Annotated in this window: 41 protein-coding genes, 2 tRNA genes and 1 rRNA gene; 38 read left to right on the top strand and 6 right to left on the bottom strand. The window is 50.3% G+C overall.

Going from position 1 to position 25,497, the window contains the following annotated elements:
• Positions 1-3 precede the first annotated feature (3 nt).
• The 29 genes from rplD (at position 4) to arfA (ending at position 13,855) form a co-directional block, all read left to right on the top strand.
• Positions 4-609 carry a 50S ribosomal protein L4 gene (rplD, locus tag GFC06_RS06460; RefSeq protein WP_003031119.1) on the top strand — a complete coding sequence of 202 codons (606 nt, stop codon included), beginning with the start codon at positions 4-6 and terminating at the stop codon, positions 607-609.
• Positions 606-908, top strand: coding sequence for a 50S ribosomal protein L23 (gene rplW, locus GFC06_RS06465; protein WP_000617546.1), 303 nt, complete (start codon positions 606-608; stop codon positions 906-908). The genes rplD and rplW overlap by 4 nt, the downstream gene beginning before the upstream one ends.
• A gap of 17 nt (positions 909-925) precedes the next feature.
• The gene (rplB, locus tag GFC06_RS06470) at positions 926-1,747 is read left to right on the top strand and encodes a 50S ribosomal protein L2 (protein ID WP_016154746.1); all 822 of its coding nucleotides are present in this window, start codon (positions 926-928) and stop codon (positions 1,745-1,747) included.
• A gap of 16 nt (positions 1,748-1,763) precedes the next feature.
• The gene (gene rpsS, locus GFC06_RS06475; RefSeq protein ID WP_001138115.1) at positions 1,764-2,042 is read left to right on the top strand and encodes a 30S ribosomal protein S19; all 279 of its coding nucleotides are present in this window, start codon (positions 1,764-1,766) and stop codon (positions 2,040-2,042) included.
• 14 nt (positions 2,043-2,056) lie between these two features.
• Complete coding sequence (rplV, locus tag GFC06_RS06480; RefSeq protein ID WP_000448832.1) at positions 2,057-2,389, top strand: 50S ribosomal protein L22; 333 nt, start codon at positions 2,057-2,059, stop codon at positions 2,387-2,389.
• A gap of 17 nt (positions 2,390-2,406) precedes the next feature.
• Positions 2,407-3,108, top strand: a complete 702-nt coding sequence (gene rpsC / locus GFC06_RS06485) for a 30S ribosomal protein S3 (RefSeq protein ID WP_000529945.1) — start codon at positions 2,407-2,409, stop codon at positions 3,106-3,108.
• A gap of 12 nt (positions 3,109-3,120) precedes the next feature.
• Complete coding sequence (rplP, locus tag GFC06_RS06490; protein WP_000941212.1) at positions 3,121-3,531, top strand: 50S ribosomal protein L16; 411 nt, start codon at positions 3,121-3,123, stop codon at positions 3,529-3,531.
• The gene (gene rpmC / locus GFC06_RS06495; RefSeq protein WP_000644742.1) at positions 3,531-3,722 is read left to right on the top strand and encodes a 50S ribosomal protein L29; all 192 of its coding nucleotides are present in this window, start codon (positions 3,531-3,533) and stop codon (positions 3,720-3,722) included. The genes rplP and rpmC overlap by 1 nt, the downstream gene beginning before the upstream one ends.
• A complete protein-coding gene (gene rpsQ / locus GFC06_RS06500; RefSeq protein WP_003031120.1) occupies positions 3,722-3,976 on the top strand; it encodes a 30S ribosomal protein S17 in 255 nt (84 codons plus the stop codon). Before rpmC ends, rpsQ begins: the two co-directional genes overlap by 1 nt.
• 163 nt (positions 3,977-4,139) lie before the next feature.
• The gene (gene rplN, locus GFC06_RS06505) at positions 4,140-4,511 is read left to right on the top strand and encodes a 50S ribosomal protein L14 (RefSeq protein ID WP_000613954.1); all 372 of its coding nucleotides are present in this window, start codon (positions 4,140-4,142) and stop codon (positions 4,509-4,511) included.
• 10 nt (positions 4,512-4,521) lie between these two features.
• A complete protein-coding gene (rplX, locus tag GFC06_RS06510; protein WP_003031122.1) occupies positions 4,522-4,836 on the top strand; it encodes a 50S ribosomal protein L24 in 315 nt (104 codons plus the stop codon).
• A 14-nt stretch (positions 4,837-4,850) separates the two neighbouring features.
• Positions 4,851-5,390, top strand: coding sequence for a 50S ribosomal protein L5 (gene rplE / locus GFC06_RS06515; RefSeq protein ID WP_003031123.1), 540 nt, complete (start codon positions 4,851-4,853; stop codon positions 5,388-5,390).
• A gap of 14 nt (positions 5,391-5,404) precedes the next feature.
• Positions 5,405-5,710, top strand: coding sequence for a 30S ribosomal protein S14 (rpsN, locus tag GFC06_RS06520; protein ID WP_003031125.1), 306 nt, complete (start codon positions 5,405-5,407; stop codon positions 5,708-5,710).
• A gap of 30 nt (positions 5,711-5,740) precedes the next feature.
• Complete coding sequence (gene rpsH, locus GFC06_RS06525) at positions 5,741-6,133, top strand: 30S ribosomal protein S8 (RefSeq protein ID WP_003031127.1); 393 nt, start codon at positions 5,741-5,743, stop codon at positions 6,131-6,133.
• 12 nt (positions 6,134-6,145) lie between these two features.
• Complete coding sequence (gene rplF / locus GFC06_RS06530) at positions 6,146-6,679, top strand: 50S ribosomal protein L6 (protein WP_003031129.1); 534 nt, start codon at positions 6,146-6,148, stop codon at positions 6,677-6,679.
• 9 nt (positions 6,680-6,688) lie between these two features.
• A complete protein-coding gene (gene rplR, locus GFC06_RS06535) occupies positions 6,689-7,042 on the top strand; it encodes a 50S ribosomal protein L18 (protein ID WP_000358960.1) in 354 nt (117 codons plus the stop codon).
• Between the two features lie 14 nt (positions 7,043-7,056).
• Complete coding sequence (gene rpsE / locus GFC06_RS06540; protein WP_003031131.1) at positions 7,057-7,560, top strand: 30S ribosomal protein S5; 504 nt, start codon at positions 7,057-7,059, stop codon at positions 7,558-7,560.
• A 3-nt stretch (positions 7,561-7,563) separates the two neighbouring features.
• The gene (gene rpmD / locus GFC06_RS06545) at positions 7,564-7,743 is read left to right on the top strand and encodes a 50S ribosomal protein L30 (protein ID WP_001140434.1); all 180 of its coding nucleotides are present in this window, start codon (positions 7,564-7,566) and stop codon (positions 7,741-7,743) included.
• A gap of 3 nt (positions 7,744-7,746) precedes the next feature.
• Entirely contained in the window at positions 7,747-8,181 is a 435-nt protein-coding gene (rplO, locus tag GFC06_RS06550) for a 50S ribosomal protein L15 (protein WP_003031132.1), read from the top strand.
• A gap of 7 nt (positions 8,182-8,188) precedes the next feature.
• The gene (gene secY, locus GFC06_RS06555; protein ID WP_001118864.1) at positions 8,189-9,520 is read left to right on the top strand and encodes a preprotein translocase subunit SecY; all 1,332 of its coding nucleotides are present in this window, start codon (positions 8,189-8,191) and stop codon (positions 9,518-9,520) included.
• 30 nt (positions 9,521-9,550) lie between these two features.
• Positions 9,551-9,667 carry a 50S ribosomal protein L36 gene (rpmJ, locus tag GFC06_RS06560; RefSeq protein ID WP_000868187.1) on the top strand — a complete coding sequence of 39 codons (117 nt, stop codon included), beginning with the start codon at positions 9,551-9,553 and terminating at the stop codon, positions 9,665-9,667.
• A 146-nt stretch (positions 9,668-9,813) separates the two neighbouring features.
• Positions 9,814-10,170 (top strand): 30S ribosomal protein S13, encoded by a 357-nt coding sequence (gene rpsM, locus GFC06_RS06565; RefSeq protein ID WP_003031135.1) that lies wholly within the window; start codon positions 9,814-9,816, stop codon positions 10,168-10,170.
• A 16-nt stretch (positions 10,171-10,186) separates the two neighbouring features.
• Positions 10,187-10,576, top strand: a complete 390-nt coding sequence (gene rpsK, locus GFC06_RS06570; protein ID WP_003031137.1) for a 30S ribosomal protein S11 — start codon at positions 10,187-10,189, stop codon at positions 10,574-10,576.
• Between the two features lie 33 nt (positions 10,577-10,609).
• Positions 10,610-11,230 carry a 30S ribosomal protein S4 gene (gene rpsD, locus GFC06_RS06575; protein ID WP_003031138.1) on the top strand — a complete coding sequence of 207 codons (621 nt, stop codon included), beginning with the start codon at positions 10,610-10,612 and terminating at the stop codon, positions 11,228-11,230.
• 25 nt (positions 11,231-11,255) lie between these two features.
• The gene (locus GFC06_RS06580; RefSeq protein WP_003031139.1) at positions 11,256-12,245 is read left to right on the top strand and encodes a DNA-directed RNA polymerase subunit alpha; all 990 of its coding nucleotides are present in this window, start codon (positions 11,256-11,258) and stop codon (positions 12,243-12,245) included.
• Positions 12,246-12,285: 40 nt separating this feature from the next.
• Entirely contained in the window at positions 12,286-12,669 is a 384-nt protein-coding gene (gene rplQ / locus GFC06_RS06585) for a 50S ribosomal protein L17 (RefSeq protein ID WP_001216370.1), read from the top strand.
• Between the two features lie 106 nt (positions 12,670-12,775).
• Positions 12,776-13,144: a DnaJ family domain-containing protein gene (locus GFC06_RS06590; RefSeq protein WP_019078178.1), complete on the top strand. Its 369-nt coding sequence runs from the start codon at positions 12,776-12,778 to the stop codon at positions 13,142-13,144.
• 10 nt (positions 13,145-13,154) lie between these two features.
• A complete protein-coding gene (gene zntR, locus GFC06_RS06595) occupies positions 13,155-13,580 on the top strand; it encodes a Zn(2+)-responsive transcriptional regulator (protein ID WP_016154744.1) in 426 nt (141 codons plus the stop codon).
• Between the two features lie 56 nt (positions 13,581-13,636).
• Positions 13,637-13,855 carry an alternative ribosome-rescue factor ArfA gene (arfA, locus tag GFC06_RS06600; protein ID WP_049281755.1) on the top strand — a complete coding sequence of 73 codons (219 nt, stop codon included), beginning with the start codon at positions 13,637-13,639 and terminating at the stop codon, positions 13,853-13,855.
• On the opposite strand, the gene mscL is transcribed toward arfA, so the two are convergent.
• The 5 genes from mscL to def form a co-directional block, all read right to left on the bottom strand.
• Positions 13,852-14,265 carry a large-conductance mechanosensitive channel protein MscL gene (gene mscL, locus GFC06_RS06605; protein ID WP_016154742.1) on the bottom strand — a complete coding sequence of 138 codons (414 nt, stop codon included), beginning with the start codon at positions 14,263-14,265 and terminating at the stop codon, positions 13,852-13,854. The genes arfA and mscL overlap by 4 nt on opposite strands.
• A gap of 141 nt (positions 14,266-14,406) precedes the next feature.
• On the bottom strand, positions 14,407-15,783 hold the full coding sequence (trkA, locus tag GFC06_RS06610) for a Trk system potassium transporter TrkA (protein ID WP_003031153.1): 1,377 nt from the start codon (positions 15,781-15,783) through the stop codon (positions 14,407-14,409).
• Between the two features lie 21 nt (positions 15,784-15,804).
• Positions 15,805-17,094 carry a 16S rRNA (cytosine(967)-C(5))-methyltransferase RsmB gene (gene rsmB / locus GFC06_RS06615; RefSeq protein WP_141875818.1) on the bottom strand — a complete coding sequence of 430 codons (1,290 nt, stop codon included), beginning with the start codon at positions 17,092-17,094 and terminating at the stop codon, positions 15,805-15,807.
• A 51-nt stretch (positions 17,095-17,145) separates the two neighbouring features.
• Positions 17,146-18,093 (bottom strand): methionyl-tRNA formyltransferase, encoded by a 948-nt coding sequence (fmt, locus tag GFC06_RS06620; protein WP_047501513.1) that lies wholly within the window; start codon positions 18,091-18,093, stop codon positions 17,146-17,148.
• 14 nt (positions 18,094-18,107) lie between these two features.
• Positions 18,108-18,617, bottom strand: a complete 510-nt coding sequence (gene def / locus GFC06_RS06625) for a peptide deformylase (RefSeq protein ID WP_049281752.1) — start codon at positions 18,615-18,617, stop codon at positions 18,108-18,110.
• A 129-nt stretch (positions 18,618-18,746) separates the two neighbouring features.
• Between def and dprA the strand changes: the two genes are divergently transcribed.
• From dprA to GFC06_RS06655, 6 genes are read left to right on the top strand one after another with little or no spacing between them, the layout of a single operon-like run.
• On the top strand, positions 18,747-19,871 hold the full coding sequence (gene dprA, locus GFC06_RS06630) for a DNA-protecting protein DprA (protein WP_047358918.1): 1,125 nt from the start codon (positions 18,747-18,749) through the stop codon (positions 19,869-19,871).
• A complete protein-coding gene (smg, locus tag GFC06_RS06635; RefSeq protein ID WP_003031162.1) occupies positions 19,843-20,316 on the top strand; it encodes a DUF494 family protein Smg in 474 nt (157 codons plus the stop codon). The genes dprA and smg overlap by 29 nt, the downstream gene beginning before the upstream one ends.
• Positions 20,317-20,342: 26 nt before the next feature.
• Positions 20,343-20,885 (top strand): DNA topoisomerase family protein, encoded by a 543-nt coding sequence (locus GFC06_RS06640; RefSeq protein ID WP_016154737.1) that lies wholly within the window; start codon positions 20,343-20,345, stop codon positions 20,883-20,885.
• A 4-nt stretch (positions 20,886-20,889) separates the two neighbouring features.
• The gene (gene tsaC / locus GFC06_RS06645; RefSeq protein ID WP_153689968.1) at positions 20,890-21,462 is read left to right on the top strand and encodes an L-threonylcarbamoyladenylate synthase type 1 TsaC; all 573 of its coding nucleotides are present in this window, start codon (positions 20,890-20,892) and stop codon (positions 21,460-21,462) included.
• Between the two features lies 1 nt (position 21,463).
• Entirely contained in the window at positions 21,464-22,285 is an 822-nt protein-coding gene (aroE, locus tag GFC06_RS06650; protein ID WP_016154735.1) for a shikimate dehydrogenase, read from the top strand.
• A complete protein-coding gene (locus GFC06_RS06655) occupies positions 22,282-22,539 on the top strand; it encodes a DUF1488 family protein (RefSeq protein ID WP_101701259.1) in 258 nt (85 codons plus the stop codon). Before aroE ends, GFC06_RS06655 begins: the two co-directional genes overlap by 4 nt.
• Here the strand turns inward: GFC06_RS06655 and GFC06_RS06660 are convergent.
• A complete protein-coding gene (locus GFC06_RS06660) occupies positions 22,515-23,069 on the bottom strand; it encodes a gamma carbonic anhydrase family protein (RefSeq protein WP_141875821.1) in 555 nt (184 codons plus the stop codon). The two genes, GFC06_RS06655 and GFC06_RS06660, sit on opposite strands and share 25 nt — an antisense overlap.
• 469 nt (positions 23,070-23,538) lie before the next feature.
• Here GFC06_RS06660 and GFC06_RS06665 point away from each other — a divergent pair.
• From GFC06_RS06665 to GFC06_RS06675, 3 genes are all read left to right on the top strand, one after another.
• Positions 23,539-25,080, top strand: a 16S ribosomal RNA gene (locus GFC06_RS06665).
• A 71-nt stretch (positions 25,081-25,151) separates the two neighbouring features.
• Positions 25,152-25,228 (top strand) — tRNA-Ile (locus GFC06_RS06670).
• Positions 25,229-25,336: 108 nt separating this feature from the next.
• Positions 25,337-25,412: transfer RNA gene (locus tag GFC06_RS06675), tRNA-Ala, on the top strand.
• Positions 25,413-25,497 lie beyond the last annotated feature (85 nt).

A 25,497-nucleotide genomic window follows, 5' to 3' on the forward strand; every position in this document is an offset into this window, starting at 1 on the left:
GCAATGGAATTAGTATTGAAAGACGCGCAGAGCGCGCTGACTGTTTCCGAAACTACCTTCGGTCGTGATTTCAACGAAGCGCTGGTTCACCAGGTTGTTGTTGCTTATGCAGCTGGTGCTCGTCAGGGTACTCGTGCTCAGAAGACTCGTGCTGAAGTAACTGGTTCAGGCAAAAAGCCGTGGCGCCAGAAAGGTACCGGCCGTGCGCGTTCAGGTTCTATCAAGAGCCCGATCTGGCGTTCAGGTGGCGTGACCTTCGCTGCTCGTCCACAGGACCACAGTCAAAAAGTTAACAAAAAGATGTACCGCGGCGCGCTGAAAAGCATTCTGTCCGAACTGGTACGTCAGGATCGTCTGATCGTTGTCGAATCATTCTCTGTAGAAGCGCCTAAAACTAAGCTGCTGGCACAGAAACTGAAAGACATGGCTCTGGAAGATGTGCTGATCATCACCGGTGAGCTGGACGAAAACCTGTTCCTGGCTGCGCGCAACCTGCACAAGGTTGACGTACGCGATGCAACTGGTATCGACCCGGTTAGCCTGATCGCCTTCGACAAAGTCGTAATGACTGCTGATGCTGTTAAGCAAGTTGAGGAGATGCTGGCATGATTCGTGAAGAACGTCTGCTGAAAGTGCTGCGCGCGCCGCACGTTTCTGAAAAAGCGTCTACTGCGATGGAAAAAACTAACACCATCGTTCTCAAAGTTGCTAAAGACGCGACCAAAGCAGAAATCAAAGCTGCTGTGCAGAAACTGTTTGAAGTCGAAGTCGAAGTCGTTAACACCCTGGTAGTTAAAGGGAAAGTTAAACGTCACGGACAGCGTATCGGTCGTCGTAGCGACTGGAAAAAAGCTTACGTCACCCTGAAGGAAGGCCAGAATCTGGACTTCGTCGGCGGCGCTGAGTAAGTCGGAGGAGTAATACAATGGCAGTTGTTAAATGTAAACCGACATCTCCGGGTCGTCGCCACGTTGTTAAAGTGGTCAACCCAGAGCTGCACAAGGGCAAACCTTTTGCTCCGCTGGTTGAAAAAAACAGCAAATCCGGTGGTCGTAACAACAATGGCCGCATCACCACTCGTCACATCGGTGGTGGTCACAAGCAGGCTTATCGTATTGTTGACTTCAAACGCAACAAAGACGGTATCCCGGCAGTTGTTGAACGTCTTGAGTACGATCCGAACCGCTCCGCGAACATCGCGCTGGTTCTGTACAAAGACGGTGAACGCCGTTACATCCTGGCCCCTAAAGGCCTGAAAGCTGGCGACCAGGTTCAATCTGGCGTTGATGCTGCAATCAAAGCAGGTAACACCCTGCCGATGCGCAATATCCCGGTTGGTTCTACTGTTCATAACGTAGAAATGAAACCAGGTAAAGGCGGTCAGCTGGCACGTTCCGCTGGTACTTACGTTCAGATCGTTGCTCGCGATGGTGCTTATGTCACCCTGCGTCTGCGTTCTGGTGAAATGCGTAAAGTCGAAGCAGACTGCCGTGCAACTCTGGGCGAAGTTGGCAATGCTGAGCATATGCTGCGCGTTCTGGGTAAAGCAGGTGCTGCACGCTGGCGTGGTGTTCGTCCTACCGTTCGCGGTACTGCGATGAACCCAGTCGACCACCCACATGGTGGTGGTGAAGGTCGTAACTTTGGTAAGCACCCGGTAACTCCGTGGGGCGTTCAGACTAAAGGTAAGAAGACCCGCAGCAACAAGCGTACTGATAAATTCATCGTACGTCGCCGTAGCAAATAATTTTAGAGGATAAGCCATGCCACGTTCTCTCAAGAAAGGTCCTTTTATTGACCTGCACTTGCTGAAGAAGGTAGAGAAAGCGGTGGAAAGCGGAGACAAGAAGCCCCTGCGCACTTGGTCCCGTCGTTCAACGATCTTTCCTAACATGATCGGTTTGACCATCGCTGTCCATAATGGTCGTCAGCACGTTCCGGTATTTGTTTCCGACGAAATGGTCGGTCACAAACTGGGTGAATTCGCACCGACTCGTACTTATCGCGGCCATGCTGCTGATAAAAAAGCGAAGAAGAAATAAGGTAGGAGGAAGAGATGGAAACTTTAGCTCAACATCGCCATGCTCGTTCTTCTGCTCAGAAGGTTCGCCTTGTTGCAGACCTGATTCGCGGTAAGAAAGTGTCGCAGGCTCTGGATATTCTGACCTACACCAATAAGAAAGCGGCTGTACTGGTCAAGAAAGTCCTGGAATCTGCCATTGCTAACGCTGAACACAACGATGGCGCTGACATTGACGATCTGAAAGTTACGAAAATTTTCGTAGACGAAGGCCCGAGCATGAAGCGCATTATGCCGCGTGCAAAAGGTCGTGCAGATCGCATCCTGAAGCGCACCAGCCACATTACTGTGGTTGTGTCCGATCGCTGAGACTCTGGAGACTAGCAATGGGTCAGAAAGTACATCCTAATGGTATTCGCCTGGGTATTGTAAAACCATGGAACTCAACCTGGTTTGCGAACACCAAAGAATTCGCTGACAACCTGGACAGCGATTTTAAAGTACGTCAGTACCTGACTAAGGAACTGGCTAAAGCGTCTGTATCTCGTATTGTTATCGAGCGTCCGGCTAAGAGCATCCGTGTGACCATTCACACCGCTCGCCCGGGTATCGTTATCGGTAAGAAAGGTGAAGACGTAGAAAAACTGCGCAAAGTCGTAGCGGATATTGCTGGCGTTCCTGCTCAGATCAATATCGCCGAAGTGCGTAAACCTGAACTGGATGCAAAATTGGTTGCTGACAGCATCACTTCTCAGCTGGAACGTCGTGTTATGTTCCGTCGTGCTATGAAGCGTGCTGTACAGAACGCAATGCGTCTGGGCGCTAAAGGTATTAAAGTTGAAGTTAGCGGCCGTCTGGGCGGCGCGGAAATCGCACGTACCGAATGGTACCGCGAAGGTCGCGTACCTCTGCACACTCTGCGTGCTGACATCGACTACAACACCTCTGAAGCGCACACCACTTACGGTGTAATCGGCGTTAAAGTGTGGATCTTCAAAGGCGAGATCCTGGGTGGTATGGCTGCTGTTGAACAACCGGAAAAACCGGCTGCGCAACCTAAAAAGCAGCAGCGTAAAGGCCGTAAATAAGGAGCGTCGCTGATGTTACAACCAAAGCGTACAAAATTCCGTAAAATGCACAAAGGCCGTAACCGCGGTCTGGCGCAGGGTACGGATGTTAGCTTCGGCAGCTTCGGTCTGAAAGCTGTTGGCCGTGGTCGTCTGACTGCCCGTCAGATCGAAGCAGCACGTCGTGCTATGACCCGTGCAGTTAAGCGTCAAGGTAAGATCTGGATCCGTGTATTCCCGGACAAACCGATCACTGAAAAGCCGCTGGCAGTGCGTATGGGTAAAGGTAAAGGTAACGTGGAGTATTGGGTTGCCTTGATTCAGCCGGGTAAAGTCCTGTATGAAATGGACGGCGTACCGGAAGAGCTGGCCCGTGAAGCATTCAAGCTGGCAGCAGCGAAACTGCCGATTAAAACCACCTTTGTAACTAAGACGGTGATGTAATGAAAGCAAAAGAGCTGCGTGAGAAGAGTGTTGAAGAGCTGAACACCGAGCTGCTGAATCTGCTGCGTGAGCAGTTCAACCTGCGTATGCAGGCTGCAAGTGGCCAGCTGCAACAGTCTCACCTGTTGAAGCAAGTGCGTCGTGATGTCGCACGCGTTAAGACTTTACTGACTGAGAAGGCGGGTGCGTAATGACCGATAAAATCCGTACTCTGCAAGGTCGCGTTGTTAGCGATAAAATGGAGAAATCCATCGTTGTTGCTATCGAACGTTTTGTGAAACACCCGATCTACGGTAAATTCATTAAGCGTACGACCAAACTGCACGTACATGACGAGAACAACGAATGCGGTACTGGTGACGTGGTTGAAATCCGCGAATGCCGTCCGCTGTCCAAGACTAAGTCCTGGACGCTGGTTCGCGTTGTAGAGAAAGCCGTTCTGTAATACAGTAGGCATTCTCAACGAATAAACGGCTCAGCGATGAGCCGTTTATTTTTTCTACCCATATCGTTGAAGCGGTGTTATAATGCCGCGCCCCCGATATGGGGCTTTTTTAACGACCTGATTTTCGGGTCTCAGTAGTAGTTGACATTAGCGGAGCACTAAAATGATCCAAGAACAGACTATGCTGAACGTCGCCGACAACTCCGGTGCACGTCGCGTAATGTGTATCAAGGTTCTGGGTGGCTCGCACCGTCGCTACGCAGGCGTCGGCGATATCATCAAGATCACCATCAAGGAAGCAATTCCGCGTGGTAAGGTCAAAAAAGGTGATGTGCTGAAGGCGGTAGTGGTGCGCACCAAGAAGGGTGTTCGTCGCCCGGACGGTTCTGTCATTCGCTTCGATGGTAATGCATGCGTTATTTTAAACAATAACAGCGAGCAACCTATCGGTACGCGTATTTTTGGGCCGGTAACTCGTGAACTTCGTAACGAGAAGTTCATGAAAATTATCTCTCTGGCACCAGAAGTACTCTAAGGAGCGAATCATGGCAGCGAAGATCCGTCGTGATGACGAAGTTATCGTGTTAACCGGTAAAGATAAAGGTAAACGCGGTAAAGTTAAGAATGTCCTGTCTTCCGGCAAGGTCATTGTTGAAGGTATCAACCTGGTTAAGAAACATCAGAAGCCGGTTCCGGCCCTGAACCAACCAGGCGGCATTGTAGAGAAAGAAGCAGCTATTCAGATCTCTAACCTTGCTATCTTCAACGCGGCAACCGGCAAGGCTGACCGTGTAGGCTTTAGATTCGAAGACGGCAAAAAAGTCCGTTTCTTTAAATCTAACAGCGAAACTATCAAGTAATTTGGAGTAGTACGATGGCGAAACTGCATGATTACTACAAAGACGAAGTAGTCGCTAAACTCATGACTGAGTTTAACTACAATTCTGTCATGCAAGTCCCTCGGGTCGAGAAGATCACCCTGAACATGGGTGTTGGTGAAGCGATCGCTGACAAGAAACTGCTGGATAACGCAGCAGCTGACCTGACAGCAATCTCCGGTCAAAAACCGCTGATCACCAAAGCACGCAAATCAGTTGCAGGCTTCAAAATCCGTCAGGGCTATCCGATCGGCTGTAAAGTAACTCTGCGTGGCGAACGCATGTGGGAGTTCTTTGAGCGCCTGATCACTATTGCTGTTCCACGTATCCGTGACTTCCGTGGCTTGTCCGCTAAGTCTTTCGACGGTCGTGGTAACTACAGCATGGGTGTCCGTGAGCAGATCATCTTCCCAGAAATCGACTACGATAAAGTCGACCGCGTGCGTGGTTTGGATATTACCATTACCACTACTGCGAAATCTGATGAAGAAGGCCGTGCTCTGCTGGCTGCCTTTGACTTCCCGTTCCGCAAGTAAGGTAGGGTTACTGAATGGCTAAGCAATCAATGAAAGCACGCGAAGTAAAGCGCGTAGCTTTAGCTGATAAGTACTTCGCAAAACGCGCTGAACTGAAAGCTATTATCTCTGATGTGAACGCGACCGACGAAGATCGTTGGAACGCAGTTCTCAAGCTGCAGTCTCTGCCGCGTGATTCCAGCCCGTCCCGTCAGCGTAACCGCTGCCGTCAAACAGGTCGTCCGCATGGCTATGTGGGCAAGTTCGGGTTGAGCCGTATCAAACTGCGTGAAGCCGCTATGCGCGGTGAAGTACCAGGCTTGAAAAAGGCTAGCTGGTAATTACCAATTGAATCACGGGAGTAAAGACAGATGAGCATGCAAGATCCGATCGCGGATATGCTGACCCGTATCCGTAACGGTCAGGCCGCGAATAAAGCTGCGGTCACCATGCCTTCCTCCAAGCTGAAAGTGGCAATTGCCAACGTGCTGAAGGAAGAAGGTTTTATTGAAGATTTTAAAGTTGAAGGCGACACCAAGCCGGAACTGGAACTTACTCTTAAGTATTTCCAGGGTAAAGCTGTTGTAGAAAGCATTCAGCGTGTCAGTCGCCCAGGTCTGCGCATTTATAAGCGTAAAGACGAGCTGCCGAAAGTTATGGCTGGCATGGGTATCGCAGTTGTTTCTACCTCTAAAGGTGTTATGACTGATCGTGCAGCGCGCCAGGCTGGTCTTGGTGGCGAAATTATCTGCTACGTAGCCTAATCGGAGGAAAAAATGTCTCGTGTTGCTAAAGCACCGGTCGTTATTCCTGCCGGCGTTGATGTAAAAATCAACGGTCAGGTTATTACGATCAAAGGTAAAAACGGCGAGCTGACTCGTACTCTCAACGATGCTGTTGCAGTAAATCATGCAGATAATGCACTGACCTTCGGTCCGCGTGATGGTTACGCAGATGGATGGGCTCAGGCTGGTACCGCGCGTGCCCTGCTGAATGCAATGGTTGTCGGTGTTACCGAAGGCTTCACTAAGAAGCTACAGCTGGTTGGTGTAGGTTATCGTGCAGCGGTTAAAGGGAATGTAGTAAACCTGGCTTTAGGTTTCTCTCACCCTGTTGACCATCAGCTGCCTGCGGGTATTACTGCAGAATGTCCGTCTCAGACTGAAATCGTGCTGAAAGGCGCTGATAAACAGCTGATCGGTCAGGTTGCAGCAGATCTGCGCGCCTACCGTCGTCCTGAGCCTTATAAAGGCAAGGGTGTTCGTTACGCCGACGAAGTCGTGCGTACCAAAGAGGCTAAGAAGAAGTAAGGTAACACTATGGATAAGAAATCTGCTCGTATCCGTCGTGCGACCCGCGCACGCCGCAAGCTCCAGGAGCTGGGCGCAACTCGCCTGGTGGTACATCGTACCCCGCGTCATATTTACGCACAGGTAATTGCACCGAACGGTTCTGAAGTTCTGGTAGCTGCTTCTACTGTAGAAAAAGCTATCGCTGAACAATTGAAGTACACCGGTAACAAAGACGCTGCTGCAGCTGTAGGTAAAGCTGTTGCTGAACGCGCTCTGGAAAAAGGCATCAAAGATGTTTCTTTTGACCGTTCCGGGTTCCAATATCATGGTCGTGTCCAGGCACTGGCAGATGCTGCCCGTGAAGCTGGCCTTCAGTTCTAAGGTAGAGGTGTAAGATGGCTCACATCGAAAAACAAGCTGGCGAACTGCAGGAAAAGCTGATCGCGGTTAACCGCGTATCTAAAACCGTTAAAGGTGGTCGTATTTTCTCCTTCACAGCTCTGACTGTAGTTGGTGATGGTAACGGTCGCGTTGGTTTTGGTTACGGTAAAGCGCGTGAAGTTCCAGCAGCGATCCAGAAAGCGATGGAAAAAGCCCGTCGCAATATGATTAACGTCGCGCTGAACCACGGCACCCTGCAGCACCCGGTTAAGGGTACTCACACGGGTTCTCGTGTATTCATGCAGCCGGCTTCCGAAGGTACCGGTATCATCGCCGGTGGTGCAATGCGCGCCGTTCTGGAAGTCGCTGGAGTTCGTAACGTTCTGGCTAAAGCGTATGGTTCTACTAACCCGATTAACGTGGTTCGTGCAACTATCGATGGCCTGGAAAATATGAAATCTCCGGAAATGGTCGCTGCCAAGCGTGGTAAATCCGTTGAAGAAATTCTGGGGAAATAAACCATGGCAAAGACTATTAAAATTACTCAAACCCGCAGTGCAATCGGTCGTCTGCCGAAACATAAGGCAACGCTGCTTGGCCTGGGTCTGCGTCGTATTGGTCACACCGTAGAGCGCGAGGATACTCCTGCTGTTCGTGGTATGGTCAACGCGGTTTCCTTCATGGTTAAAGTTGAGGAGTAAGAGATGCGTTTAAATACTCTGTCTCCGGCCGAAGGCTCTAAAAAAGCGGCTCGCCGCCTGGGTCGTGGTATCGGTTCTGGCCTCGGTAAAACCGGTGGTCGTGGTCACAAAGGTCAGAAGTCTCGTTCTGGCGGTGGCGTACGTCGCGGTTTCGAGGGTGGTCAGATGCCTCTGTACCGTCGTCTGCCGAAATTCGGCTTCACTTCACGTAAAGCAGCGATTACAGCCGAAGTTCGTCTGTCTGACCTGGCTAAAGTTGAAGGCGGTGTTGTAGACCTGAACACGCTGAAAGCAGCTAACATTATCGGTATCCAGATCGAGTTCGCGAAAGTGATTCTGGCTGGTGAAGTCACTACTCCGGTAACTGTTCGTGGCCTGCGTGTTACTAAAGGCGCTCGTGCTGCTATCGAAGCTGCTGGCGGTAAAATCGAGGAATAAGTAGCAGATGGCTAAACAACCGGGATTAGATTTTCAAAGTGCCAAAGGTGGCTTAGGCGAGCTGAAACGCAGACTGCTGTTTGTAATCGGCGCGCTGATTGTGTTCCGTATTGGCTCTTTCATTCCGATCCCTGGTATTGATGCCGCTGTACTTGCCAAACTGCTTGAGCAACAGCGAGGCACCATCATTGAAATGTTTAACATGTTCTCTGGTGGTGCCCTCAGCCGTGCTTCTATCTTTGCTCTGGGGATCATGCCGTATATTTCGGCGTCGATTATTATCCAGCTGCTGACGGTGGTTCATCCAACGCTGGCAGAAATTAAGAAAGAAGGGGAGTCTGGTCGTCGTAAGATCAGCCAGTACACCCGCTACGGTACTCTGGTGCTGGCAATATTCCAGTCGATCGGTATTGCTACCGGTCTGCCGAATATGCCTGGTATGCAGGGCCTGGTAATGAATCCAGGCTTTGCATTCTATTTCACCGCTGTTGTAAGTCTGGTTACAGGGACGATGTTCCTGATGTGGTTGGGCGAACAGATTACTGAACGTGGTATCGGCAACGGTATCTCAATCATTATCTTCGCCGGTATTGTCGCGGGACTCCCGCCAGCCATTGCCCATACTATCGAGCAAGCGCGTCAAGGCGACCTGCACTTCCTCGTGTTGCTGTTGGTTGCAGTATTAGTATTTGCAGTGACGTTCTTTGTTGTATTTGTTGAGCGTGGTCAACGCCGCATTGTGGTAAACTACGCGAAACGTCAGCAAGGTCGTCGTGTCTATGCTGCACAGAGCACACATTTACCGCTGAAAGTGAATATGGCGGGGGTAATCCCGGCAATCTTCGCTTCCAGTATTATTCTGTTCCCAGCGACCATCGCGTCATGGTTCGGGGGCGGGACTGGTTGGAACTGGCTGACAACAATTTCGCTGTATTTGCAGCCTGGGCAACCGCTTTATGTGTTACTCTATGCGTCTGCAATCATATTCTTCTGTTTCTTCTACACGGCGTTGGTTTTCAACCCGCGTGAAACAGCAGATAACCTGAAGAAGTCCGGTGCATTTGTACCAGGAATTCGTCCGGGAGAGCAAACGGCGAAGTATATCGATAAAGTAATGACCCGCCTGACTCTGGTTGGTGCGCTCTACATTACCTTTATCTGCCTGATCCCGGAGTTCATGCGTGATGCAATGAAAGTACCGTTCTACTTCGGTGGGACCTCACTGCTTATCGTTGTTGTCGTGATTATGGACTTTATGGCTCAAGTGCAAACTCTGATGATGTCAAGTCAGTACGAGTCTGCATTGAAGAAGGCGAATCTGAAAGGCTACGGCCGTTAACAGTCGCCCGAGAAGTTACGGAGAGTAAAAATGAAAGTTCGTGCTTCCGTCAAGAAATTATGCCGTAACTGCAAAATCGTTAAGCGTGATGGTGTCATCCGTGTGATTTGCAGTGCCGAGCCGAAGCATAAACAGCGCCAAGGCTGATTTATTCGCATATTTTTCTTGCAAAGTTGGGTTGAGCTGGCTAGATTAGCCAGCCAATCTTTTGTATGTCTGTGCGTTTCCATTTGAGTATCCTGAAAACGGGCTTTTCAGCATGGTGCGTACATATTAAATAGTAGGAGTGCATAGTGGCCCGTATAGCAGGCATTAACATTCCTGATCAGAAACATGCTGTGATCGCATTAACTTCGATCTACGGCGTCGGCAAGACCCGTTCTAAAGCCATTCTGGCTGCCGCGGGTATCGCTGAAGATGTTAAGATCAGTGAGCTGTCTGAAGAACAAATCGACACGCTGCGTGACGAAGTTGCCAAATTTGTCGTTGAAGGTGATCTGCGCCGTGAAGTTAGCATGAGCATCAAGCGCCTTATGGACCTTGGTTGCTATCGCGGTTTGCGTCATCGTCGTGGTCTCCCGGTTCGCGGTCAGCGTACCAAGACCAACGCACGTACCCGTAAGGGTCCGCGCAAACCGATCAAGAAATAATCGGGGTGATTGAATAATGGCAAAGGCACCAATTCGTGCACGTAAACGTGTAAGAAAACAAGTCTCTGACGGCGTGGCTCATATCCATGCTTCTTTTAACAACACCATCGTTACCATTACTGATCGTCAGGGTAACGCACTGGGTTGGGCAACAGCCGGTGGTTCCGGTTTCCGTGGTTCTCGCAAATCCACTCCGTTTGCAGCTCAGGTTGCAGCAGAGCGTTGCGCTGAAGCCGTAAAAGAATACGGTATCAAGAATCTGGAAGTTATGGTCAAAGGACCGGGTCCAGGTCGCGAATCTACTGTTCGTGCTCTGAACGCCGCTGGTTTCCGCATCACTAATATTACTGATGTGACTCCGATCCCTCATAACGGTTGTCGTCCGCCGAAAAAACGTCGCGTATAACGCTGTCGTTTCTAGGATTGTTGGAGAAAGAAAATGGCAAGATATTTGGGTCCTAAGCTCAAGCTGAGCCGTCGTGAGGGCACTGACTTATTCCTTAAGTCTGGCGTTCGCGCGATCGATACCAAGTGTAAAATTGAACAAGCTCCTGGCCAGCACGGTGCGCGTAAACCGCGTCTGTCTGACTATGGTGTGCAGTTGCGTGAAAAGCAAAAAGTTCGCCGTATCTACGGTGTGCTGGAGCGTCAGTTCCGTAACTACTACAAAGAAGCAGCACGTCTGAAAGGCAACACCGGTGAAAACCTGTTGGGTCTGCTGGAAGGTCGTCTGGACAACGTTGTATACCGTATGGGCTTCGGTGCCACTCGTGCAGAAGCACGTCAGCTGGTCAGCCATAAAGCAATTATGGTAAACGGTCGTGTTGTTAACATCGCTTCTTATCAGGTTAGTCCGAATGACGTTGTTAGCATTCGTGAGAAAGCGAAGAAGCAGTCTCGCGTGAAAGCCGCTCTGGAGCTGGCTGAGCAGCGTGAAAAGCCAACCTGGCTGGAAGTTGATGCTGGCAAGATGGAAGGTACGTTCAAGCGTAAGCCGGAGCGTTCTGATCTGTCTGCGGACATTAACGAACACCTGATCGTCGAGCTTTACTCCAAGTAAAGCTTAGTACCAAAGAGAGGACACAATGCAGGGTTCTGTGACAGAGTTTCTAAAACCGCGCCTGGTAGATATCGAGCAAGTGAGTTCGACGCACGCCAAGGTGACCCTTGAGCCTTTAGAGCGTGGCTTTGGCCATACTTTGGGTAACGCACTGCGCCGTATTCTGCTCTCATCGATGCCGGGTTGCGCGGTGACCGAGGTTGAGATTGATGGTGTACTACATGAGTACAGCACCAAAGAAGGCGTTCAGGAAGATATCCTGGAAATCCTGCTCAACCTGAAAGGGCTGGCGGTGAGAGTTCAGGGTAAAGATGACGTTATTCTTACCTTGAATAAATCTGGCATTGGCCCTGTGACTGCAGCCGACATTACCCATGATGGTGATGTCGAAATCGTCAAGCCACAGCACGTGATCTGCCACCTGACCGATGAGAATGCATCTATTAGCATGCGTATCAAAGTTCAGCGCGGTCGTGGTTATGTGCCGGCTTCTACCCGAATTCATTCGGAAGAAGATGAGCGCCCAATCGGCCGTCTGCTGGTCGACGCATGCTACAGCCCTGTAGAGCGTATTGCCTACAATGTTGAAGCAGCGCGTGTAGAACAGCGTACCGACCTGGACAAGCTGGTCATCGAAATGGAAACCAACGGCACAATCGATCCTGAAGAGGCGATTCGTCGTGCGGCAACCATTCTGGCTGAACAACTTGAAGCTTTCGTTGACTTACGTGATGTACGTCAGCCGGAAGTTAAAGAAGAGAAACCAGAATTCGATCCGATCCTGCTGCGCCCTGTTGACGATCTGGAATTGACTGTCCGCTCTGCTAACTGCCTCAAAGCAGAAGCTATCCACTATATCGGTGATCTGGTACAGCGTACTGAGGTTGAGCTTCTTAAGACGCCTAACCTTGGTAAAAAATCTCTTACTGAGATTAAAGACGTGCTGGCTTCCCGTGGACTGTCTCTGGGCATGCGCCTGGAAAACTGGCCACCGGCAAGCATCGCTGACGAGTAACTGGATCACAGGTTAAGGTTTTACTGAGAAGGATAAGGTCATGCGCCATCGTAAGAGTGGTCGTCAACTGAACCGCAACAGCAGCCATCGCCAGGCTATGTTCCGCAATATGGCAGGTTCACTGGTTCGTCATGAAATCATCAAGACGACTCTGCCGAAAGCGAAAGAGCTGCGTCGCGTAGTTGAGCCGCTGATTACTCTTGCCAAGACTGATAGCGTAGCTAATCGTCGTCTGGCATTCGCCCGTACTCGTGATAACGAGATCGTGGCAAAACTGTTTAACGAACTGGGCCCGCGTTTCGCGAGCCGCGCCGGTGGTTACACTCGCATTCTGAAGTGTGGCTTCCGTGCAGGCGACAACGCGCCGATGGCATACATCGAGCTGGTTGATCGTTCAGAGAAAACAGAAGCTGCTGCAGAGTAATCTGTAGTAACGTAAAAAAACCCGCCTCGGCGGGTTTTTTTATATCCGTCATATCCCCACTTACCTACAATATCTGTACTCTTTTTGTTCATCACTGGAGTGTTGTATGTGGTTACTGGACCAGTGGGCAGAGCGCCATATTACTGATGCGCAGTCTAAAGGTGAGTTTGATGGTTTGCCTGGTACAGGAGAACCGTTGGTTCTTGACGATGATTCCCACATTCCGCCTGAACTTCGAGCCGGATTCCGTTTATTAAAAAATGCGGGATGTCTTCCTCCTGAGCTAGAGCAGCGCAGAGAGGCAATACAGCTGCTTGAAATACTTGCAGGGATCCGCAAAGATGATCCCCATTATCAGGAAGTGAGTCGAAGACTGTCACTACTGGAACTGAAACTTCGGCAGGCTGGACTCAGCACCGAGTTTTTACACGGTGAATACGCAGATAAGTTGCTGCAGAAGATCAACGACGAATAGCGGAGATAGCATGTACCGTATTGGTGAATTAGCGAAACTGGCTGACGTGACGCCTGATACTATCCGCTACTATGAAAAGCAGCAGATGATGGAACATGAAATACGTACAGAAGGCGGGTTTCGTCTCTATACGGAAAGCGATCTTCAGCGTCTAAAGTTTATTCGCTATGCCCGTCAGCTTGGCTTCACTCTGGAATCGATCCGCGAACTGCTTTCGATCCGCATCGATCCCGAACACCATACCTGCCAGGAATCAAAAGGGATCGTCCAGGAAAGATTGCAGGAAGTGGAAGCGAGAATAGCTGAGCTTCAGGCGATGCAACGGTCGCTGCAGCGATTGAATGACGCGTGTTGTGGCAAGGCACACAGCAGCGTGTACTGCTCTATCCTTGAAGCACTTGAGCAAGGCGCCAGTGGATCACCATCAGGCTGTTGATTTATTGCACGGTCAGATCTACACTCGCGGCGTAAATTACGACAACCGGAGGTATCATGAGTCGTTATCAGCACACTAAAGGGCAGATAAAAGATAACGCCATTGAGGCGCTTCTACATGACCCACTGTTCAGGCAGCGCATTGAGAAAAATAAGAAAGGGAAAGGAAGTTATCTACGTAAAGGTAAACATGGTAATCGGGGTAACTGGGAGGCCAGTGGCAAGAAAGTCATTCACTTTTTTACCACTGGCCTTCTTGTTTCAGTGAGTGCTTAAGAGCGGTTATTCTGTTCTTTCAGCAGGTCACGAATTTCACTCAGCAATACTTCTTCTTTCGATGGCGCCGGCGGTGCTGCTGGCTCTTCCGCTTTTTTACGGTTCAGTTTGTTGATCAGCTTGATTGCCATAAAGATAGCAAACGCAACAATAACGAAATCAAAGATATTCTGAATAAATACACCGTAATGCATAACGACTGCAGGGATATCTCCCTGTGCATCACGTAGTGTTAAAGCAAACTGTTTAAAATCAATTCCACCAATTAACAACCCCAGCGGCGGCATGATGATATCGGCAACCAGTGATGAAACTATCTTCCCAAATGCTGCACCAATAATGACACCCACTGCCAAATCGACAACATTCCCGCGCATCGCGAATTCGCGAAATTCTTTAATAATGCTCATCTTATTCTCCCTATGCAGCTGACGTTTATAAGTTTAACAAATGTTTAGGCAATTTCCATTTATGTATTGCCTAAATAAAAATTTATTAAACCATGAAAAATAAAGGGAAATAATTTAGGCGCAGTTTCAGCGCCCAAATTATTACAGGAAGAACGGACTTGGCTGGAATAGTCGCTCGACGTCGGTAATAAACTTTTTATCTGTCAGGAACATAATTACGTGATCGCCCTGTTCAATACGCAGGTTATCATTGGCAATCATCACATCGTTACCACGCACAACGGCGCCAATAATGGTTCCTGGTGGAAGTTTAATTTCATCAATTGAGCGACCCACAACCCGTGACGTCGTTTCATCACCGTGTGCAACGGCTTCAATGGCTTCCGCGACGCCACGGCGCAGTGAAGATACACCAACAATATCCGCTTTACGCACATGACTGAGCAGCGCAGAGATGGTTGCCTGCTGCGGTGAAATCGCAATATCGATCACGCTGCCTTGCACCAGATCGACGTATGCTCTGCGTTGGATCAACACCATCACTTTCTTGGCGCCCATCCGTTTGGCAAGCATCGCCGACATGATATTCGCTTCATCATCGTTGGTTACCGCAATGAACAGATCAACCTGATCGATATGTTCTTCCGCCAGCAGCTCTTGATCCGAGGCATCACCAAAAAAGACGATCGTATTTTGCAGTTTCTCTGCAAGCTCGGATGCGCGCTGTTGATTACGTTCAATCAGTTTGACGCTGTAATCTTTTTCTAGTCGCCGTGCCAGCCCGGCGCCAATATTACCACCGCCCACTAACATAATGCGTTTGTAAGGCTTTTCCAGACGCTGTAATTCGCTCATTACGGCGCGAATATGCTGCGAGGCCGCGATGAAGAAAACTTCATCACCCGCTTCAACAATGGTAGAACCTTGCGGACGGATCGGTCGGTCATGACGGAAAATCGCCGCAACGCGGGTATCGATGTGCGGCATATGCTCACGCATTGTCGACAGCGCATTACCAATCAGCGGCCCACCGTAATAGGCTTTCACCACGGCCAGGCTGACTTTTCCTTCGGCAAAATTCACTACCTGCAATGCGCCCGGATATTCAATCAGGCGATAAATGCTATCGATAACCAGTTGCTCAGGCGCAATCAGGTGATCGATAGGCACCGCATCAGATTGAAATAGCTTGTCCGCATCACGAACGTAATCCGGTGAACGAATACGAGCGATACGATTAGGCGTGTTAAACAGTGAATAAGCTACCTGACAGGCAACCATATTTGTTTCATCTGAGCTGGTTACGGCAACCAGCATATCGGCATCGTCGGCACCGGCTTCACGTAGAACTCGGGGATGCGAACCATGCCCTTGCACGACACGGAGATCAAACTTGTCCTGCAGGCTACGCAGGCGCTCACCATTGGTATCGACTACCGTGATATCGTTGTTCTCTCCGACCAGGTTTTCAGCCAGCGTACCGCCAACTTGCCCTGCGCCCAGAATGATAATTTTCATCAGTCGCGACCTGTTATCTCATCACTTTTTGATTAGCTTAGCGTAAAAGAAGCCATCACCATCTTCCGCACTCGGTAAATTCTGACGTCCAGGTTTTTCCGGCGTACCAGTGACGCTTAATACCGCATCTGGCGTGTGCGCAAGGAAGGCGGCAATTTGCTGTTGGTTTTCTTCTGGCAGGATAGAGCAGGTTGCATAAACCAGCGTGCCGCCAGGTTTAAGATGTGGCCAGGTTGCATTCAGGATTTCAGCCTGCAATTGGGCAAGTTCAGCAATATCCCGGTCGCGACGCAGCCATTTGATATCCGGATGGCGACGGATCACTCCGGTGGCAGAACACGGAGCGTCCAGCAAAATACGGTCAAACTGTTGTTCACCGCACCACTGCTGTGGATAGCGGCCATCACCCTGTTTTACGGTTGCCTTCATACCCAGACGTTTTAGATTGTCGAAAACGCGCGATAAGCGTTTTTCATCAACATCGACAGCCATTACGTTAGCGTGCGGAGCAACTTCCAGAATGTGAGTGGTTTTGCCCCCCGGCGCACAGCATAGGTCGAGGATCTGTTCACCGTCCTCCGGCAACAGATAGTTTATGCATCCTTGAGCGGAAGCATCCTGGACGGTTACCCAGCCTTCATCAAAACCTGGGAGGGCGTGCACAGGAGCTGGCGTTTCCAGACGCACTGCATCCGGGTAATCTGGATGCGGGATACCGGTTAATCCCGCTTCGGTCAGCAGGTCCAGCCAGGCATCGCGCGTATGATGGTTACGATTGACACGTAACCACATCGGCGGTCGCTGGTTATTGGCTTCAAGAATGGCTTCCCACTGCTGCGGATAAGCGGCCTTAATACGTTTCACCAGCCAGGAGGGGTGTAAGAAACGTAAATCGCTTTGAGAGAATTCAGCCAGTAGCTCTTCTTGACGGCGCTGAAACTGGCGCAGCACGCCGTTGATCAGCCCTTTAAGCTGCGGACGCTTAATAACGACTGCGCCTTCTACGGTCTCTGCCAAAGCAGCATGCGGTGGAATACGAGTATGCAGCAGTTGGTAGAAGCCCACCATGATCAGATAGTGAACGGTGCGCTGTTTGCCCGTCATTGGACGTTCCATCAACTGCTGGATCATCCACTCCAGTTGGGAGAGTGTGCGCAACACACCGAAGCAAAGCTCCTGCAACAGTGCTTTGTCTTTATCGGCAACTTTTTGCTGCATGGCGGGCAGCACGTTGCTTAATGATTGTCCCTTTTCGACAACCTGTTCGACGGCCTGGGCCGCCATACTGCGTAAATTAAGATGTTTTTTCATAAGCGCAAAAATAAAAATGCCCGGAGATACCGGGCTTAAAGAGATGAACCGTCATACCAGACGGTTACCGGGTACAAACCATTCCCGGCGCGAATTAAGCAGATCCTGCGCGCTCATGGCTTTTTTACCGGCAGGTTGCAAAGAGACGAGATTCAGGATGCCATCGCCCGTTGCGACCTGGATACCCTGTTTTGTCGCCTCAAGAATAGTGCCTGGCGCGGCCTGTGTGTTCGCTGTAATAACCGTAGCTTGCCAGACTTTCACTGGCTGGCCGTCGATTTCAAGCCAGCTCATTGGCCACGGGTTAAAGGCGCGGATGCAGCGTTCCAACTGAGCGGCTGAAAGCGACCAGTCGATACGGGCCTCTTCTTTGCTGAGTTTTTCTGCATGCGTAACCAGTGATTCATCTTGAACAACAGGTTTTATCGTGCCAGCAGCCAGCTGTTTTAGCGTTTCAATCAGCCCCTGAGGTCCTAAATCTGCCAGCTTATCGTATAACGAACCGCTGGTATCTTCTGCAGTTATCGGGCAGGACAGCTTAAGCAACATATCACCGGTGTCGAGGCCAACATCCATCTGCATGATGGTCACACCAGTTTCGGCGTCGCCTGCCCACAGTGAGCGCTGGATTGGGGCTGCGCCACGCCAGCGTGGAAGCAGGGAACCGTGAACGTTGATACAACCCAGACGCGGCATTTCCAGTACGGCTTTTGGCAGTATCAGGCCATATGCTACCACTACCATCACGTCTGCGCGTAAATCAGCAACCAGCTGCTGGTTTTCCTGAGGACGAAGAGAGACGGGTTGGAAAACCGGTATCCCTTTTTCTTCCGCCAGCACTTTTACCGGGCTGGGCATCAGCTTTTTACCGCGTCCCGCCGGGCGGTCCGGTTGGGTAAACACGCCAACGACGTTATGTCCAGAAGACAACAGCGCGTCGAGATGACGCGCTGCAAAGTCAGGTGTACCCGCAAAAATAATACGTAGTGAGTCTGACACGTTGATTCTTGTCCTTAAGCTCGGGCGTTCAGGCGGTCGAGTTTTTCAACTTTCTGACGAATGCGTTGTTGCTTCAACGGAGACAGATAATCGATAAACAGTTTACCGACCAGGTGATCCATTTCATGTTGAATGCAGATAGCCAGCAAGCCATCGGCTTCCAGTTCAAAAGCTTTGCCGTTGCGATCGAGCGCACGAATTTTTACTTTCTCTGCGCGCGGTACTAACGCACGCTGTTCGGGAATAGACAGGCAGCCTTCTTCAATACCTGTTTCGCCGTCTTTTTCCAGCAGCTCTGGGTTAATGAGTACCAACTGCTCGTCGCGATTTTCAGAGACATCAATAACAATGATGCGCTGATGAATATCGACCTGAGTTGCTGCCAGACCGATACCTTCTTCGGCGTACATCGTTTCGAACATATCATCAACGATACGCTGAATTTCTGCATTCACTTCTTCGACCGGTTTTGCGACTTTGCGAAGGCGCTCGTCCGGAATATGTAACACTTGCAAAACTGACATAGTTATCCAGAGTTGTGTTCAGGAGTTGAAAAGATTATTACCTCTATTCTAGACAAAACCCCCTCTGATTGACAGCATCAGTGACCAATCGCAAAGATTGCCAGGACTGCTTGTGGCAGGGGAACAGGGATGACCAAAATCGAAATTTGGCTACGTTTAGCACAAGTGAATGAACTGTATGGTGATGAGATGGTGCGCGTTGCCCACTGGCTCAATACTCAGCCGTGTATTAACAACGTGGTACTTCATCATGCTGGGCTCTCCCCCCGCCAGGCCCGGCGCTTTTTAACCTTTCCAGATCAGACGCTGGAAAAAACGCTGCGCTGGCTTGAACAGCCCAACCATCATTTTGTGGTTGCCGACAGCGAGCATTATCCGGCACAGCTCCGTGCAATTGAGGATTATCCTGGGGTGCTTTTTGTGGCAGGAAATCCCATATGCCTTAGCTCGTTTCAGGTTGCCGTCGTCGGTAGCCGACAGCACTCCTGGTATGGCGAACGCTGGGGGCGGCTGTTTTGTGAAAAGCTTGCAGCATGCGGCGTGACGATCACTAGCGGCCTGGCCCGGGGGATTGATGGTGTGGCGCACAATGCTGCGATAAACCGAGAGGGCACGAGTATTGCGGTGCTGGGAAATGGGCTTGAGACCATTCATCCACGACAGCATGTCAGTCTGGCTAAACGACTGATTGAGGCTGGAGGCGCACTGGTGTCTGAGTTCCCATTAGATACGCTTCCTTTGCCGCGCAATTTTCCCCGACGAAATCGCATTATTAGTGGTCTAAGTAAAGGAGTCCTGGTCGTAGAAGCTGCTCAGCGTAGCGGGTCACTGGTCACTGCGCGTTGTGCACTGGAACAAGGGCGGGAGGTTTTTGCGTTGCCTGGACCGATTGGAAGTCCGGGAAGTGAAGGTCCACATTGGCTTATTCAGCAGGGAGCCACGCTTGTGACGGCCCCAGAAGAAATTCTGGAAAATTTGCAATATGGGCTGCAATGGTTGCCAGATGAACCTGAAAAATCAATTTATTCGCCAGATCACGAAGAGGTGGCATTGCCATTTCCGGAGCTCCTGGCTAACGTAGGAGATGAGGTAACACCTGTTGACGTCGTCGCTGAACGTGCCGGCCAACCTGTGCCAGAGGTAGTGGCTCAACTGCTCGAACTGGAGTTAGCAGGATGGATCGCAGCTGTACCCGGCGGCTATGTCCGATTGAGGAGGGCATGCCATGTTCGACGTACTAATGTATTTGTTTGAGACATATATCCATAACGAAGCTGAGCTGCGTGTGGATCAGGACAAACTGGAACGGGATCTTACCGACGCTGGTTTTGATCGTGAAGACATCTACAACGCGTTACTTTGGCTGGAAAAGCTTGCTGATTATCAGGATGGTCTTGCCGAACCTATGCAGCTGGCATCTGATCCTCTTTCTATACGTATTTATACCGCAGAAGAGTGCGATCGACTGGATGCAAGCTGTAGAGGGTTCCTGCTATTCCTGGAACAGATTCAGGTGCTAAACCTCGAAACACGAGAAATGGTCATTGAGCGCGTACTCGCGCTGGATACGGCAGAGTTCGATCTGGAAGACCTGAAGTGGGTGATCCTGATGGTGCTTTTCAATATTCCTGGTTGTGAAAATGCCTATCAGCAAATGGAAGAATTACTCTTTGAAGTGAATGAAGGTATGCTGCATTAATCAATCTTCATTCAGTATGAGTTGTTATGGCTAAATCAGCACTGTTTACGGTGCGTAAAAACGAGCCCTGTCCACAATGCGGGGCTGAACTGGTTATTCGTTCCGGGAAACACGGTCCGTTTCTCGGTTGTTCACACTATCCAGAATGCGATTACATCCGTCCGCTGAAATCTTCCGCGGACGGACATATTGTCAAAGTTCTGGAGGGTAAGCTTTGTCCTGCATGTGGCGCCGAGCTGGTGCTGAGACAGGGAAGATTCGGGATGTTTATTGGATGCAGCGATTATCCAACGTGTGAACACACCGAACTTATCGACAAGCCAGATGAAACAGCAATAGTCTGTCCTCAATGCCAGACTGGCCACCTGGTCCAGCGGCGTTCCCGTTATGGCAAAACGTTTTACTCCTGCGATCGCTATCCGGAGTGCCAGTTTGTCATTAACTTCAAACCGTTAGCCGGAGAGTGTCCTGAGTGCCATTATCCGCTACTCATCGAAAAGAAAACCGCGCAGGGTGTGAAGCATTTCTGTGCCAGTAAACAATGTGGAAAGCCGTTCTCGGCGGAATAAAAAAGTGAATAATAACCTGCCCACAGGCCCTATCGCTGCTGCGATAGCGGTTCTGAAACAAGAAAAAGTCATCGCCTATCCAACAGAAGCTGTATTTGGTGTCGGCTGCGATCCCGACAGTGAAACGGCTGTTACCCGTCTGTTGGAGCTAAAACAACGCCCAGTCGATAAAGGCTTAATTTTGATTGCGGCAAATTTTGACCAGCTCAAGCCCTATATTGACGATAGCACGCTTACTGATGCTCAACGTGAGGCTGTGTTCGCTCGCTGGCCTGGTCCTGTCACCTTCGTTTTCCCTGCGCCTGCGACTACGCCTCGTTGGTTGACCGGTCGTTTTGACTCGCTGGCCGTGCGAGTCACCGATCATCCGCTGGTGGTTGCATTGTGCCAGGCTTATGGCAAACCGTTAGTCTCCACCAGTGCTAATTTGAGTGGCTTACCGCCTTGCAGAACGGTAGACGAAGTCCGCGCGCAGTTTGGTACAGACTTTCCTGTAGTTGAAGGGGAGACTGGAGGGCGTTTGAATCCTTCGGAGATCCGTGATGCTCTGACCGGTGAACAGTTTCGACAGGGGTAATATGAAAGAAGCCTATGCTGTTTTTGGTAATCCGATAGCGCACAGTAAATCGCCCTTTATTCATCAGCAATTTGCAGAGCAGTTGAAAATTGATCATTCCTATGGACGTGTACTGGCACCTATCAATGATTTTGTGAATACGCTGAATGCCTTTTTTGCTGAGGGTGGGAAGGGGGCAAATGTCACTGTGCCTTTTAAAGAAGAGGCGTTTGCGCGTGCCGATGAATTAACGGAGCGGGCATCGCTTGCTGGAGCGGTCAACACTCTTAAACGACTTGAGGATGGGCGTTTACTGGGAGATAACACGGATGGTATCGGCTTATTAAGCGATCTTGAACGTTTATCTTTCATTCGCCCCGGATCACGAGTTCTGTTGATTGGTGCCGGTGGCGCATCCCGTGGGGTTTTATTACCTCTTCTTTCTCTGGATTGTGCGGTAACCATCGTTAACCGTACTGCTTCGCGCGCAGAAGAACTGGCACAAATCTTCTCCCATACCGGCAGCGTGCAGGCGGTGGGTATGGACGAGCTTGATAATTACAGTTTTGATTTAATTATTAATGCGACATCCAGCGGAATTAGCGGTGAGGTACCAGCCATTCCGACATCGCTTATTCACTCATCTGTCTATTGCTATGACATGTTTTATCAGCAAGGGAATACACCGTTCCTTTCCTGGTGTGCTGAACATGGGGCGAAACAGTATGCCGATGGTCTGGGGATGCTGGTGGGACAAGCAGCGCACGCCGTTTTACTCTGGCATGGTGTATTGCCACAGATTGAGCCCGTCATCAAAAGCATGCAACAGGAAATGTCGGCATGAATCAGGCGATCCAGTTTCCCGATCGAGAAGAATGGCGGACGGATATTAGCGCCGTTGTTTTCCCGGCGTTGGTCCATGGTATGCAGTTAACATGCGCTATATCAGGGGAGACGTTGGCGTCCCGCTTTGGCGGCTGCACGCCTGAACAATGGCTGGAAACCTTTCAACAGCATCGCTGGGACCTGGAAGAAGAGGCCGAAGCATTGATCCAGGACCAGCAGGAAAACTCTCAGGGTTGGGTTTGGTTACTCTGATTTAAATACTCATCTTTCCATTTAACGTAGTTGTTAGCAGAGTATTTTAAGCCAGCTTTCTCTTCGTCACTTAATGGCCGGATCTGTTTAACCGGACTACCCAGGTACAGATATCCACTCTCCAGGCGTTTGTTTTGCGGCACCAGGCTTCCTGCCCCAATCATAACGTCGTCTTCTACCACTACGCCGTCCAGTAAAATTGATCCCATACCGACCAATACGCGGTTGCCAATGATGCAGCCGTGTAGCATGACTTTATGACCGACCGTCACATCCTCACCCACGATCAATGGATTACCTTGCGGATTAGATGTGGATTTATGTGTGACATGGAGAACGCTGCCGTCCTGAATGTTTGTACGGGCGCCGATTTGTACATAGTTGACGTCGCCACGAATCGCAACCAACGGCCAAATCCCGACGTCATCAGCCAAACGAGTATCACCAATGACGACGCTACTGGTATCGATCATCACGCGTCTTCCGATCTGTGGGAAAAGATCCTTATAAGGACGTAATACATCAGACATGTTTACCTCAATGAAAATAGAGCAGTAATGAAGACTTTGGTTGGATTATTGAGACTGTGCAAGTGATTTAGCTATCAAAAATCAGCCAAATTGCGCAGGAATATAGCGAAAGGGGTGAAAAACAAGCACTCAGCAAAAAAGATCCAAAAAATACTTGTGCTAAAAAATGGGATCCCTATAATGCGCCTCCATCGACACGGCGGATGTGAATCACTTCACGCAAACAGCCGGTTCGGTTGAAGAGAAAAACCTGAAAATGAGGGTTGACTCTGAAAGAGGAAAGCGTAATATACGCCACCTCGCGACAGAGCGCTAAAGCGCGTCGCAACTGCTCTTTAACAATTTATCAGACAATCTGTGTGGGCACTCGAAGATACGGATTCTTAACGTCGCAAGACGAAAAATGAATACCAAGTCTCTGAGTGAACACGTAATTCATTACGAAGTTTAATTCACGAGCATCAAACTTAAATTGAAGAGTTTGATCATGGCTCAGATTGAACGCTGGCGGCAGGCCTAACACATGCAAGTCGAACGGTAGCACAGAGGAGCTTGCTCCTTGGGTGACGAGTGGCGGACGGGTGAGTAATGTCTGGGAAACTGCCCGATGGAGGGGGATAACTACTGGAAACGGTAGCTAATACCGCATAACGTCGCAAGACCAAAGAGGGGGACCTTCGGGCCTCTTGCCATCGGATGTGCCCAGATGGGATTAGCTAGTAGGTGGGGTAACGGCTGACCTAGGCGACGATCCCTAGCGGGTCTGAGAGGATGACCAGCCAAACTGGAACTGAGACACGGTGCAGACTCCTACGGGAGGCAGCAGTGGGGAATATTGCACAATGGGCGCAAGCCTGATGCAGCCATGCCGCGTGTATGAAGAAGGCCTTCGGGTTGTAAAGTACTTTCAGCGAGGAGGAAGGTGTTGTGGTTAATAACTACAGCAATTGACGTTACTCGCAGAAGAAGCACCGGCTAACTCCGTGCCAGCAGCCGCGGTAATACGGAGGGTGCAAGCGTTAATCGGAATTACTGGGCGTAAAGCGCACGCAGGCGGTCTGTCAAGTCGGATGTGAAATCCCCGGGCTCAACCTGGGAACTGCATCCGAAACTGGCAGGCTAGAGTCTTGTAGAGGGGGGTAGAATTCCAGGTGTAGCGGTGAAATGCGTAGAGATCTGGAGGAATACCGGTGGCGAAGGCGGCCCCCTGGACAAAGACTGACGCTCAGGTGCGAAAGCGTGGGGAGCAAACAGGATTAGATACCCTGGTAGTCCACGCCGTAAACGATGTCGACTTGGAGGTTGTGCCCTTGAGGCGTGGCTTCCGGAGCTAACGCGTTAAGTCGACCGCCTGGGGAGTACGGCCGCAAGGTTAAAACTCAAATGAATTGACGGGGGCCCGCACAAGCGGTGGAGCATGTGGTTTAATTCGATGCAACGCGAAGAACCTTACCTACTCTTGACATCCAGAGAACTTAGCAGAGATGCTTTGGTGCCTTCGGGAACTCTGAGACAGGTGCTGCATGGCTGTCGTCAGCTCGTGTTGTGAAATGTTGGGTTAAGTCCCGCAACGAGCGCAACCCTTATCCTTTGTTGCCAGCGGTTCGGCCGGGAACTCAAAGGAGACTGCCAGTGATAAACTGGAGGAAGGTGGGGATGACGTCAAGTCATCATGGCCCTTACGAGTAGGGCTACACACGTGCTACAATGGCATATACAAAGAGAAGCGACCTCGCGAGAGCAAGCGGACCTCATAAAGTATGTCGTAGTCCGGATTGGAGTCTGCAACTCGACTCCATGAAGTCGGAATCGCTAGTAATCGTGGATCAGAATGCCACGGTGAATACGTTCCCGGGCCTTGTACACACCGCCCGTCACACCATGGGAGTGGGTTGCAAAAGAAGTAGGTAGCTTAACCTTCGGGAGGGCGCTTACCACTTTGTGATTCATGACTGGGGTGAAGTCGTAACAAGGTAACCGTAGGGGAACCTGCGGTTGGATCACCTCCTTACCTTAAAGAAACGTTCTTTGTAGTGCTCACACAGATTGTCTGATGAAAATTAGCAGTAAGAAAATCTCTGCAGGCTTGTAGCTCAGGTGGTTAGAGCGCACCCCTGATAAGGGTGAGGTCGGTGGTTCAAGTCCACTCAGGCCTACCAAATTTCTGCTGATGCTGCGTTGCGGCGACGCTCACATACTTCAGTATGCTTCGCGTCACCACGTCTTGCCTCAACAGAAATTAAGGTTAAACGAGATTTAATTACGATGGGGCTATAGCTCAGCTGGGAGAGCGCCTGCTTTGCACGCAGGAGGTCTGCGGTTCGATCCCGCATAGCTCCACCATCCTTTACTGCAAAAACACAAGAAAACTTCAGAGTGTACCTGAAAAGGTTCACTGCGAAGTTTTGCTCTTTAAAAATCTGGATCA

Origin of the sequence: Citrobacter braakii (assembly GCF_009648935.1) — a bacterium.
GTDB lineage: Bacteria > Pseudomonadota > Gammaproteobacteria > Enterobacterales > Enterobacteriaceae > Citrobacter > Citrobacter braakii.